Annotated in this window: 12 protein-coding genes; 8 read left to right on the forward strand and 4 right to left on the reverse strand. The window is 65.8% G+C overall.

The genetic code is table 11. The features are described from left to right. The first annotated feature begins 36 nt into the window (after positions 1-36). Together AC1DJN_RS16490 and AC1DJN_RS16495 are read left to right on the forward strand one after the other, a co-directional pair. Complete coding sequence (locus AC1DJN_RS16490; RefSeq protein WP_442252008.1) at positions 37-834, forward strand: NAD(P)H-dependent oxidoreductase; 798 nt, start codon at positions 37-39, stop codon at positions 832-834. Positions 835-1,226: 392 nt separating this feature from the next. Beyond that, on the forward strand, positions 1,227-1,727 hold the full coding sequence (locus AC1DJN_RS16495) for a helix-turn-helix transcriptional regulator (protein WP_025874910.1): 501 nt from the start codon (positions 1,227-1,229) through the stop codon (positions 1,725-1,727). A 21-nt stretch (positions 1,728-1,748) separates the two neighbouring features. Here the strand turns inward: AC1DJN_RS16495 and AC1DJN_RS16500 are convergent, their stop codons facing one another. After that, positions 1,749-2,825, reverse strand: a complete 1,077-nt coding sequence (locus AC1DJN_RS16500; protein WP_478039514.1) for an MBL fold metallo-hydrolase — start codon at positions 2,823-2,825, stop codon at positions 1,749-1,751. 103 nt (positions 2,826-2,928) lie between these two features. On the opposite strand from AC1DJN_RS16500, the gene AC1DJN_RS16505 reads away from it, so the two are divergent. Then, entirely contained in the window at positions 2,929-3,540 is a 612-nt protein-coding gene (locus AC1DJN_RS16505; RefSeq protein WP_442252010.1) for a TetR/AcrR family transcriptional regulator, read from the forward strand. 15 nt (positions 3,541-3,555) lie between these two features. Here AC1DJN_RS16505 and AC1DJN_RS16510 read toward each other — a convergent pair whose 3' ends face one another. Then, entirely contained in the window at positions 3,556-4,188 is a 633-nt protein-coding gene (locus tag AC1DJN_RS16510) for a TetR/AcrR family transcriptional regulator (RefSeq protein ID WP_025874904.1), read from the reverse strand. A gap of 102 nt (positions 4,189-4,290) precedes the next feature. Between AC1DJN_RS16510 and AC1DJN_RS16515 the strand changes: the two genes are divergently transcribed. Continuing rightward, positions 4,291-4,950, forward strand: a complete 660-nt coding sequence (locus AC1DJN_RS16515; RefSeq protein ID WP_032951763.1) for an O-methyltransferase — start codon at positions 4,291-4,293, stop codon at positions 4,948-4,950. A 7-nt stretch (positions 4,951-4,957) separates the two neighbouring features. Here AC1DJN_RS16515 and AC1DJN_RS16520 read toward each other — a convergent pair whose 3' ends face one another. Both AC1DJN_RS16520 and AC1DJN_RS16525 read right to left on the reverse strand, forming a co-directional pair. Then, on the reverse strand, positions 4,958-6,898 hold the full coding sequence (locus AC1DJN_RS16520; protein WP_478039520.1) for an EAL domain-containing protein: 1,941 nt from the start codon (positions 6,896-6,898) through the stop codon (positions 4,958-4,960). 104 nt (positions 6,899-7,002) lie between these two features. Further along, entirely contained in the window at positions 7,003-7,719 is a 717-nt protein-coding gene (locus AC1DJN_RS16525; RefSeq protein ID WP_134832440.1) for an SDR family NAD(P)-dependent oxidoreductase, read from the reverse strand. 71 nt (positions 7,720-7,790) lie between these two features. On the opposite strand from AC1DJN_RS16525, the gene AC1DJN_RS16530 reads away from it, so the two are divergent. The 4 genes from AC1DJN_RS16530 to AC1DJN_RS16545 all read left to right on the forward strand — a co-directional run bounded on the left by AC1DJN_RS16530 (position 7,791) and on the right by AC1DJN_RS16545 (position 11,470). Further along, complete coding sequence (locus AC1DJN_RS16530) at positions 7,791-8,594, forward strand: APH(3')-II family aminoglycoside O-phosphotransferase (RefSeq protein WP_478039516.1); 804 nt, start codon at positions 7,791-7,793, stop codon at positions 8,592-8,594. Between the two features lie 147 nt (positions 8,595-8,741). Beyond that, positions 8,742-9,332, forward strand: coding sequence for a TetR/AcrR family transcriptional regulator (locus AC1DJN_RS16535; protein WP_025874897.1), 591 nt, complete (start codon positions 8,742-8,744; stop codon positions 9,330-9,332). After that, complete coding sequence (locus tag AC1DJN_RS16540) at positions 9,329-10,363, forward strand: DUF418 domain-containing protein (RefSeq protein ID WP_478039518.1); 1,035 nt, start codon at positions 9,329-9,331, stop codon at positions 10,361-10,363. The genes AC1DJN_RS16535 and AC1DJN_RS16540 overlap by 4 nt, the downstream gene beginning before the upstream one ends. 99 nt (positions 10,364-10,462) lie before the next feature. Then, entirely contained in the window at positions 10,463-11,470 is a 1,008-nt protein-coding gene (locus AC1DJN_RS16545; protein ID WP_442252013.1) for a phosphotransferase, read from the forward strand. Positions 11,471-11,660: the final 190 nt, after the last annotated feature.

The raw sequence follows: 11,660 nt of genomic DNA on the forward strand, positions 1-11,660 counted from the left end.
GCCCAACATGGCCGGCATTCCCTCCCTGGTACCACCATGAACGTTCTGCTTGTCTACGCCCACCCCGAACCCACCTCGCTCAATGGCACCCTGAAGGCCTTCACCGTCGAGCACCTGCAACGCGGCGGCCACACCGTGCAGGTGTCCGACCTGCATGCCATGCAATGGAAGGCGCAGATCGATGCCGACGATCATCCCGGGCGGGATCCTTCGGTGCCGTTCCACGCGTCACTGGATTCGCGCGACGCCTTCAGGACGGGCCGGCAGAGCGCCGACATCGCCGCCGAGCAGGAAAAACTGCGCTGGGCCGACGCGGTGATCCTGCAGTTCCCGCTGTGGTGGTTCTCGATGCCGGCCATCCTGAAGGGTTGGGTGGATCGCGTGTATGCCTATGGTTTTGCCTATGGCGTGGGCGAACATTCCGACCGGCATTGGGGCGACCGCTATGGCGAGGGCGCGATGTCCGGCAAGCGCGCGATGCTGGTGGTCACCACCGGTGGTTGGGAGTCGCATTACGGTCCGCGCGGCATCAATGGGCCGATCGACGATGTGCTGTTCCCGATCCAGCACGGCATCCTGTTCTATCCCGGCTTTGACGTGCTGCCCGCGCATGTGATCTACCGCAGCAGCCGTATCGATGAGGCGTCCTTGCCTGGCGTGCTGGAGGGGCTGGGCGCGCGGCTGGATGGGTTGGCAGGCGATCCGGTGATTGCCTACCGGCGGCAGAACGGTGGTGATTATCTGATCCCTGCACTGAGCCTGCGGCCTGAGTTGGCCGAGGGTGAGGCAGGGTTGGGAGTTCACCTGCAGGAACAGGTGCAGCCGGATCACTGACGCGGATGGCTCTGGACCCATGGCGGAGAGGCTGTAGGGTCGAAGCGACTGATCGCACCACCAAGGGTTGTCACTTGACAACCCTTGCGATCGCATCCAGACTCCGAGGGAAAGGAATGCCCCGTTCGCGCCATCCGGACAAAGACATTGAAGCTGCCCTCCGTTTCGCCGAGTCGCGTGGATGGTGGCTGCGGATCGGCGGCAGTCATGCCTGGGGACGAATGTACTGTCCCTACAACGACAAGGACTGCCGATGCGGGGAATTCTGCGTGGTGAGCGTATGGAGCACGCCCCGGAATGCCTTGAACCATGCGCGGGCCTTGTGTCGCGTTGTCGAGAACTGCAGCCGTGAGCGATGACGCAGTCGCCATCCTCCCAAGGACACATCGATGATGGAATTCACCTTCATTCTCAAATACCGTCTGCCGGATACAGGTACCGATGCTGGCTCGCTTGAGCAACGCCTTGCCGATGCCGGCTGTGATGATGCGCTGCTGGGCATTGGCAGGCCGGGCAGGTTGGCGCTTGAATTCTGCCGTCAGGCGGCCAGCGCCCGGGAGGCCGTACTTTCCGCGCTTGCAGATGTACGACAAGCCGTACCCGATGCAGAGCTGATCGAAGTCAGTCCCGATCTGGTTGGGCTGACGGATGTCGCTGATCTGCTGGGCATGTCACGACAGAACATGCGCAAGTTGCTGCTCGCGCACCCGCAGACGTTTCCGGCACCGGTGCACGAAGGCAGCGCGTCGATCTGGCATCTGGCCGATATTCTTTCGTGGATGCAGGCGCGCGGCAGCCAGAAGGTCAGCAGCGAGCTGGCGGAGCTCGCTGCTGCGGCGCTGCAGATCAATGTGGCGAAGGAACAGGAACGGCTGGTTCAGCATCCCGGCTGAGGGTCGCTGCGCGACAGGCCGTTACAGTTGCACACGCTCCCACCAGCGCGTACCAGCGGTCGGTGATTGCATGTCCAGTGCCTCGCCCATCATCGGCGTGGCCACCGGCACGTTCTTTGCGGCAGCCAATGCGCAGATGCGTTCGAACGGTTGCTGCCACTCGTGCAGGGCCAGGTCGAAGGTGCCGTTGTGGATCGGCAGCAGCCACTTGCCACGCAGGTCCAGGTGCGCCTGCAGGGTCTGTTCGGGCTGCATGTGCACGAATGCCCACCGTTGATCGTAGGCACCGGTTTCGATCATCGTCAGGTCGAACGGACCGTACTKCTCGCCGATGGCCTTGAAGCCGTCGAAGTAGCCGGTGTCGCCGCTGAAGAAGATACGGAAGTTGCCGTCCTGGATCACCCACGACGCCCACAGGCTGCGATCGCTGTCACCCAGGCCGCGGCCGGAGAAATGCTGGCCGGGGGTTGCGGTCAGGCGCAGGCCAGAGGCTTCGGTGGACTGCCACCAGTCCAGTTGCTCGACCTTGGCTGCATCCACGCCCCAGGCAATCAGCTGGTCGCCCACACCCAGCGGTGCGATGAAGCGCGCGGTCTTGCCGGCCAGCTTCATTACTGCCGCGTAGTCGAGGTGGTCGTAGTGGTTGTGCGAGAGGATGACACCGGCGATCGGCGGCAGTTCGTCGATGCTGATCGGCGGCGCATGGAAGCGCGCCGGGCCCATCCATTGCACCGGTGAGGCGCGTTCGGAGAACACCGGATCGGTCAGCCAGTACTGGCCGCGCAGCTTCAGCAGGATCGTCGAATGCCCCAGCCGGAACAGGCTGCGGTCGGGCGCCGCGTCCAGGGTGCCGCGGTCCAGCGCCTGCACCGGGATGGGGTGGTCGGGCACGGTGCCCTTGGGCTTGTTGAACAGGAAGGTCCACCAGATCTCCAGGCCATCACGCAGGCCCATTGCCGGTTTCGGCAGGGCATTGCGGAACTTGCCTTCGCGGTACTGCGGCGATTCGGGGAAGTCGGGGAGGGACCAGGATTTGCAGAAGRTATAAGCGGTCACGGCGAGGATTCCGAGCAGGAGGACAAGGAGCAGGCGCTTCATGGGTGACGTCCGCAGGGTACACTGCACAGTGTAGTTTCCGGATTTCAGAAAGTACACTGCTGGGTGTAAAATGGTGGCATCCGTTCAGCTGTCTGGTTCCGCCATGCCCCGTACCCCGCAACGCCTTACCGACCGCAAGCGCGAGGCCATCGTCCGCGCGGCGGTGGAAGAGTTCCGTTCGGCCGGCTACGAGGCGACCAGCATGGACCGCATCGCGGCGGTGGCTGGTGTCTCCAAGCGCACCGTCTACAACCACTTCCCGAGCAAGGAAGAACTGTTCGCGCTGATCCTGGAAGAGCTGTGGCAGAGCAGCGTGGCCAGCGTCGAGCTGCCGTACCGCGCCGACCAGCCGCTGGATGTGCAACTGCTGCAGCTGCTGCGGCAGAAGCTGGACCTGCTGGGTGATGCCAACTTCATCGACCTRGCACGGGTGGCCATGGCCGAGATCATCCATTCGCCCGAGCGTGCGCAGGCGATCGTCTGCCGCATGGGCGAGAAGGAGAGCGGCGTCAGCGCGTGGATCCGTGCGGCGATTGCCGATGGGCGGCTGCGCCAGGTCGATCCGGAATTCGCCGGCCATCAGCTGCAGGGCCTGGTGAAGAGCTTCGCGTTCTGGCCGCAGGTGACGATGGGCCAGGCGCCGCTGGGACAGGCCGAACGCACGCGCGTGGCCGAGTCGGCGGTGGCGATGTTCCTGGGCTTCTACGCGGTGTAAGCCGGCGGCTGCACGTCAGTGCGCGCCCAGCTGCCTGAGATAGGCGCAGAACATATCCGCGACCGCATCGGCATAGACGCGCATCTCGGCGGCAGTGCGCGGTTCACTGGAAAATTCGCGACCGGTGGCACCCAGCGTGGTATCGATCAGATCCACCGCCAGCTGGCGCGTGCCCGCCGAGGCCTGCGGCAGCAGCTCGGCCATGAACACGAGCATCGCTTCGTCGGTCTCGCTGCGTGCTTCCTGCGCTTCCGGCGCATCGCGGTACAGCGGCGCGGCATCGTTCAACGCGCCACGGGTCTGCGCTTCTTCGCATTCCGACACGATGAAGGCATGCACCAACGTGCGCAGGCGCTGCAGGTGCGGTTGTCGTGTGTCCTGCAGGATGTCGCGCAGCATCGCGCCGGTCTGCTGCCACTCGTCGCGCTGCAGGCGGAACAGGATCGCCGCCTTGTTGGGAAAGTACTGGTACAGCGAGCCGACGCTGACGCCAGCGCGTTCGGCCACCCGCGCGGTGGTGAACCGGGGGGCGCCTTCGTGCTTCAGAACCTGAGCAGCGGCTTCGAGAATGGCCGCGACCAGGTCGTTCGATCGTGACTGGCGAGGCTGTTTTCTCGAGGAAATCTGCGGCGGACGACGTTCGGACATGAGGCTTTTCCAATGCGAATAGGCGGAACCGGGGATCGTCCGTATTCTTGATTGCGACGAATCATTCGCATTCTAACGCCGTCATCGAAAGGAACACCCGCCATGTCCACCCTGATCTCAACCCCGGTCGCGCCCCTGCTGGCACGCCTGTTTACCGAAGCCGACAGCGCGCTCAGCCCGGCCTTGACCTCCGTCTCCCCCGAAGAACGGCAGCGCCTGCTGGGCAGCCGCACCGAATACCGGCGCCTGTATGGCGAGCTGCTGAAGGACCTGTGGCTGCCGGTGTCGCCGGAAACCGGCCGCCTGCTGTACCTGCTGGCGCGCAGCAGTGGCGCGCGCAGCATCGTTGAGTTCGGTACGTCGTTCGGCATCTCCAGCATCCATCTGGCTGCGGCGTTGCGTGACAACGGCGGCGGCCGCCTGATCACCACCGAGTTCGAACCGGAGAAGGCGCGCCGTGCCGCCGGCCACCTGCGTGAAGCAGGCCTGGACGATCTGGTCGAGATCCGCGTGGGCGACGCACTGGAGACCCTGGCGGTGGACCTGCCCGATACGATCGATCTGGTGCTGCTCGATGGTGCCAAGGTGCTGTACGACGATGTGCTGGAGCTGCTGCACGAGCGGCTGCGCCCGGGCGCAGTGGTGATCGCCGACAACGCCGACGACAGCCCGCGCTACCAGCAGCGCATGCGCTCGGGCAATGCAGGCTATCTGTCCGTGCCCTTCGCCGACGATGTGGAGCTGTCGATGCGGCTGGCCTGAAGGCCGCTCAGGCCAGCTGCCGGAACTGCTCCGGTGGCAGGGCCCGTGCATACAGATAGCCCTGGCCCACATCCACCCCCAGCGCACGCAGCAGCTGCTCCTGCGCCGGGGTCTCGGTGCCTTCGGCAACGACGATGGCACCGCAGCGGTGGGCTACTTCCACGATGAAGCGGACGATGGACTGCGACTTGGCATCGGAGAGCGTGGCGATCAATGCCCGCTCGATCTTGACCTCGGCCACCGACAGCTGCGACAGCAGGATCAGGGTCGAATAGCCGGCGCCGAAGTCGTCCAGTGACAGGCTCATGCCAGCGGCCAGCAGAACGACGACGTTGGCATCGACGACGTCGCGCTCGACGATTTCGGTCCATTCGACGATCTCCAGCCGCAGCATCGCGCCGGGTATGCGCTGCTGCTCCAGCAAGGTGCACAGGCGTGCGCCGAAACCGGGTTGGCGCAGCGATTCGGCGGACACGTTCACTGCGATCGTCAGCGTATGCCCATCATCCCTGCAGTGGCCAAGGAAGGCGGTGGCTGCCTGCAGCGTGGCCCATTCCAGTTCGGCCAGGCGTCCGCGACGGCGCAGCAGCGAAACCACCCGCATCGGTGCAATCAGGTGGCCATCGCCATCGCGCATCCGCAGCAGCGCCTCGGCGCCGACCAGGTGGCGGTCCTGCAGGCGGAACTTGGGCTGGTAGTACAGTGGTGCATCGGCGTGCTGCAGCCAGTGGTCCAGCGCGGTCTCGATCAGGGCATCCACTTCGCTGTCGCGCTGGATCGGATCATCGAAGAACACCACACCGGACTCGATCGCGTTCAAGGCCAGGGTGACCGCGCGGAACGGGATGGAGCTGTCGTCCTGCGTGGGCTGCTGCAGCTCGACCACCGCGCAGCGGAACACCGGGCGGAAGCCCGGCCAGTCATCGCCGATCACCGTGGACAGGCGGTCGGCCAACGCAGGCAGTTCGGTATCCGCGCGGAGATCGGCAAGGCTAGCATCCAGCAGCAGGATCGCCAGCGCGCTGTCACCGAACTGATAGATCTCCATCGCATCGGTCGGTCGCGCATGCAGCAGGGTGCGGCGCACGGCCTCGGCGTTGTGCGGGTTCCACAGGCCACTGTCATTGAGCGGGCCATAGCGCAGCAGCAGGTCCTGCAGGTTGCCCATCTCGGTCACGATCAGGCACGCGTTGCCGCGGTCGTCGCTGCTGCGCCAATGACGCTGCAGACGCTCGTCGAGGGCGCGCAGGTTGGGCAGGCCGCTCACCGGGTCGATGCGCATCCACGCATGTTCGCGTTGGCGCTGGGCATCGATCTGCGCATCGTTGTAGACCAGCGCGAATACGGCCACCAGCACCAGCAGTGACACCGGCAGGGCCAGCACGCGCTGGGTGGCCAGTTCCAGCAGGGGCAGCTGCGCGCTGCCGATGATCGCCACGCCCAACACCAGCCCGATCAAGGTCACTGCGATGCGCACCSCCCAGGCCTGCAGGATCAACCGCAGCGAGAAGTGGGTGAGCATGCGCGGGTATATCCGCCCRCGCAGCCAGATGCCTGCCAGCACCTGCAGCGCCGCTTCCAGGCTGGCGGGCAGGAAATACTGCGTGCCGGAGAACTGGTAGCGCGCCAGCAGGCTGGCCAGCAGGCAGGTCACGCCGCCGCGCCAGCCGCCCAGCAGACCGCTGATCAGCAGGATGTCGATGCCGAGGTTGAGTTTGACCACGCCCTGCGCGTAGCCGGCCACGAACCATGAATTGAACAGGTAGATCAGGCCGAGGATCGCGCCGATGTAGACGCGGCGTCCTTCCATGGCATGGCCGCCGCGGCGGGTGGCGATCAGGAACACGCCGATCATGCCGATCACCGCAGTGGCCTGCAGCAGGTACAGCGGCAGGCTGGGCAGGGCGCTGTCCAGAACCCGGGTCGAGAGCCTCGATAGCGCATCGATAGCCATAGCCGGTCCTGTGTGCGGCCAACTGCCAGTAGACGCAGAGTAAACCACGGCCGCGTGTACGGCCAAACCGGGGCTGCCAGTGTGTGCTGAGCGCTGGTCTAGTAACGCGGATCGGCGATCGCGGGYAGCACCAGCTCGCGCACGAAGCTGGACGGTGACAGCTGCAGCAGGGCGCGCACCATCGACACCACGTCGTGCACCGGCACGTACTCGCCATTGCCGCGTGCGGCCGCCTGCTGCAGCGGCACCGACAGTGCATCTTCGGTATTGAGGTAGCCCAGCTGCAGCGTCGTCACGGCCAGCCGCTGCTGGCGGAAGCCTTCGCGCAGGGCATCGGCAATGCCGTTGAGCGCGAACTTGGACGCGCCGAAGGCCACCTCGGGGCGGCCACTGCGTGGCAGTGCCGAGGTCGAGCCGGTCAACACAAGTTGCGGGCGGCGCCCGCCGAGCACGCGCGGCAGCAGCTGCTTGAGCAGCAGYAGGGTGGCGGTGATGTTGACGTCCACCAGCTGCGCCAGCGCGCTGTCACTTTCGTTGAGGAAATCGTAGTCGTCACTGAATGCGGTCTCCTCCCAGATGCCAAGGTTATGGATGAGCACATCGAGATCCGGCGGCGCCTGCGCCGCGATGCTGGCGGCGGCCCGTGCTGGCTGGCTCAGGTCTGCTTCTATCCAGTGCAGGTCGACGCCCTCGCTGCAGTCCAGCTGCGTGGGGCGTGTGCGCGATACGCCGATGACGGTATCGCCGGGCCGGCAGAGGCCTTCCACGAAGGCGCGGCCAAGACCTTTGCTGGCGCCGATGACCATGAGTTTCATGCAGTGTCCTTTGCTGTCAGGTGTCCGCTTCGGTGAGAATCCAGGCTGTGACCGGGGCCGGAGCGGTGGGGATGGAAGCAGGATCGAGCGATGGYGATGTAATGCCCTTGCCGTCGCAATGGCGCAGCGTGCTGCGCGATGCAGATATCGAGATGCAGGGCATCGGCGTGTCGCGCGCCGATGTGGCGCGGGTGCGACGTCAAGGGTTGCCGGATGCGTTCCTGAAATCGGAAGTGATCGATGCCTTCAGCGAACTGGAGGGCGAAATCCTGCGTCTGCGTTGGCTGCGGGCACAGGGACAGCCTGTGCCTACGGTGTTGGACACAGCGGAGGAGGGCGGCCGGCGTTGGCTGCTGATGAGCGCGTTGCCCGGCCATGACCTGGCATCGTCGCCGACGCTGGCGCCCGCCCAGGTGGTCGTGCTGCTGGCTGACGCGCTGCGCGCCCTGCATGCGCTGCCGGTTGCCGGTTGTCCGTTCGATCATCGTCTTGCATCGCGCCTGCCGGAGGTCGCTGCGCGCGTTGCCGCAGGGTTGATCGATGCGGATGATTTCGACGATGAGCGCCTGGGCCAGAGCGCCGAGCAGGTGCATGCCGAGCTGATCGCAACGTGTCCGGCGRATGAGGATCTGGTGGTAGCGCACGGCGATGCATGCCTGCCGAATCTGATGGCGGTCGACGGCCGCTTCAGCGGTTTCATCGATTGCGGCCGGCTGGGTGTGGCTGATCGTTGCCAGGACCTGGCGTTGGCCGCACGCAGCCTGGTCCACAACTATGACGACACCCGCTGGGTTGCGCCCTTGCTGGCCCGCTATGGCATCGGTGCCGATGAACGCCGACTCGCGTTCTACCGCCTGCTGGACGAGTTCTTCTAGGTGCATGCAGGGTCCGCAGTTGCAGCAGGGCGGGGCAGGATCGGTCCTCAACAGCGGTTGAGGTCAAGCGCGACGGCCTGAATGGTGACTGGCCGACGGCTTGGATTCGGCTTTCAAATGGACGAACGTTCGTTCATTGTTTGCCGCATGAACCGCACCGACCGCAATGAGCAACGCGCTTCGCAGATCCTGCAGGCGGCCCTGCAGTGCTTTCTGTCCAAGGGCTTCCACCAGACCAGCATGCGCGACATCGCTCAGGCGGCCGGGGTGAGCCTGGGCAATCTCTACAACCACTTTCCCGGCAAGGAGGCGCTGATCCTGGCGACGGCCGAGGCCGAACAGGACGAACTGCAGCCGTTGCTGCAGCGGTTGGCGGGATGCAATGGCGAACGTGCGCAGGTGCAGGGGTTCCTGCGGGACTTCCACACCCTGTGCCGGCAGCCGGAATGGGCGCTGTTGAGCGTGGAAGTGCTGGCCGAGAGCGCGCGCAATCCGGCGGTGGCGGCGGCATTCGCTGGCAACCGCGCGCAGTTGCAGCGCGGTCTTGCCGAGGCTTTGCAGGAGGTCGCACGTCGTGAGCGCCGCCGGCCCGTGCTGGCGCCCGCGCTGCAGGCGCAGGTGCTGCTGGATGCGATCGAGAGCGCTGCGCTGCGGCAGGGATTGGGTGAGGCGAGCGATGCCGATATCGACGTGCTTGATCCCGCTCTGCTGGCAGCACTGCTCGGGGCGCGTGCGTGAGCACTGACGATCGGCGGCTGCATGGGCTGGACCTGGCGCGCTACCTCGCTCTGGCCGGCATGGTGCTGGTCAACTTCCGCCTGGCGATGGCCGTCGAGACCGACGGCGGCGGCTGGCTTGCTGGATTCTTCCACCTGCTGGAAGGCAAGGCTTCGGCGACCTTCGTGACGCTGGCCGGGGTGGGCCTGATGCTGGCCACGCAGCGACTGGCGTGGTGGCAGGCAAGCGTGCAGACCTGGCGGCGGGCCGTGTTCCTGGCCGTGCTCGGCCTGCTCAACCTGACCGTGTTTCCTGCCGATATCCTGCATTACTACGCGGTGTACTTCGCGCTGGCGGTGCTGTGGCTGCGCGCGTCGCCCCGTGTTCTGCTGGGCAGCATGGTGGCTCTGGCGATGGTCGCGTTCTGGGCCCTGCTGCGCTGGGACTACAGCCAGGGCTGGAACTGGCAGACGCTGGCTTACGAGGGGCTGTGGCAAGGGCCGGGTGCGATGCGCAACCTGCTGTTCAATGGCTTCCATCCGGTGTTGCCGTGGCTGTGCTTTTTCCTGCTGGGCATACTGCTGGCGCGGCTGCCGCTGTCGCAACCCCGGGTGCAGCGTGCCTTGCTGCTGCTTGGCCTGCTGCTGATGGGGGCCGGCCAGGTGTTGCAGCAGTGGGGCCACGGCACGCCGTGGCAGGTGTGGCTGGCGACGCAGCCGATGCCGCCCGGTCCGGCCTATCTGCTGACCGGCGCAGGCGCGGCGTGTGCACTGATCGCGGCATGCCTGTGGCTGGTGCGGCTGCRTCCTGGCGATTGGCTGGAACCGTTCACTGCGGCCGGACGGATGACGCTGAGCCTGTACGTGGCGCACATCCTGATCGGCATGGGTGTGCTGGAATCGCTTGGACTGCTTGATGGCAGTGCCAGCCTGTCGTGGGTGCTGATGGCCGCGTTGTTGTTCGTGATGCTGGCGACCGCGGCGGCCTGGTTGTGGTCGTGGCAGTTCGCGCGCGGTCCGTTGGAAGCGGTCATGCGACGCATCGCCGGCTAGTTCTTTTGTCGCAGGAGAGCGATGTTGTGACCAGTTTGCCTGTGCGGATGCAAGGCCATCTGCGATAGTAGGTGTCGTCACCAAAGCACGCCTGCATCCATGTCATTCGCTTCGGCGCAGCAGATCGTTGAAGTCCTGCAGCAGTCCTACGACATCAACGCGACGGCGGTGGTGCCGCGTCCGGTGGGCGCCGACGCCAATGCGTGCGTGTTCCGCATCGATGCCCGCCACGACCATTGGTGGTTGAAGTGCCGCAACTTCCAGGTGGCACCCGCGGTGTGGGACAGCCTGCATTGGCTGCGTGGCACCTTGGGCATCGAAGAGATTGTTGCGCCGTGGCCGGCATTGACCGGTGGCGCATCGGTGCAGCGCTGGGGCCTGCAGTTCACGCTGTTCCCCTACATCGAAGGGCAGTCGGGCTTCGAGGCACCGCTGAGCCGTGCGCAATGGCGCCAGCTGGGCGAAGTGCTGCGTCGCCTGCATGAGGCCGAGATTCCGCCAGCGTTGCGCCAGGCCCTGCCGACGTTGCGGCTTGAAACCGCAGCGGTCGACACGGTGGGGACATGGTTGCGCGATCCCTCGACGCTGGCGCAGGCGCAGGATCGATCCGGCAGTGCGTTCCTGGCGCTGTGGCAGCAGCAGCGGCCGCGCATCGCCGAACTTCACCAGCGTGCCGAAGCGCTGCATCGCCAATTGCAGGGTGAGGCACCGGCGCTGCGCCTGTGCCACACCGACCTGCACGCGGGCAACCTGCTGATGGGGCAGGATGATGTACTGCACCTGATTGACTGGGACGGACTGGCACTGGCCCCGCGCGAGCGCGACCTGATGTTTGTCGGCGCCGCAGTGGGTGGTCGCTGGGGGCGCGAGCATCCACTCGGCTTCGCCGAAGGCTATGGCAGCGACCTGGGCGATCCGCGCTGGATTGCGTGGTATCGGCACTGGCGCATCCTGCAGGATCTGATCGAATTCGAGCAGATGCTGCTGGGCCCCGGCGCGGCGCAGCGCTCGTTGCAGCAGCACCGGCAAGCGCTGCATTACCTGGGCGAGCAGTTCGCGCCGGGCAATGTGTTCGATGCGGCCGAGCGCGCGTACCAGGTGCTGTAGGGGGTCCGGCCGGGCTGCGCCCGGCACCCGCGGTAGTGCCGGCCGCTGGCCGGCAACCTCAACAGCAACAGCCGAAGCAACAGCAACAGCCGGCTCTGCACTATCTGTGGGTTTGGCGGGGCGGTGTCGGATTGCGGGGACGCCGTAAACCCATCCATGGGGGCTTGGCCGCGGCATCCATGCCGCGGAC

This window comes from Stenotrophomonas sp. 05L414_2, from assembly GCF_056397905.1.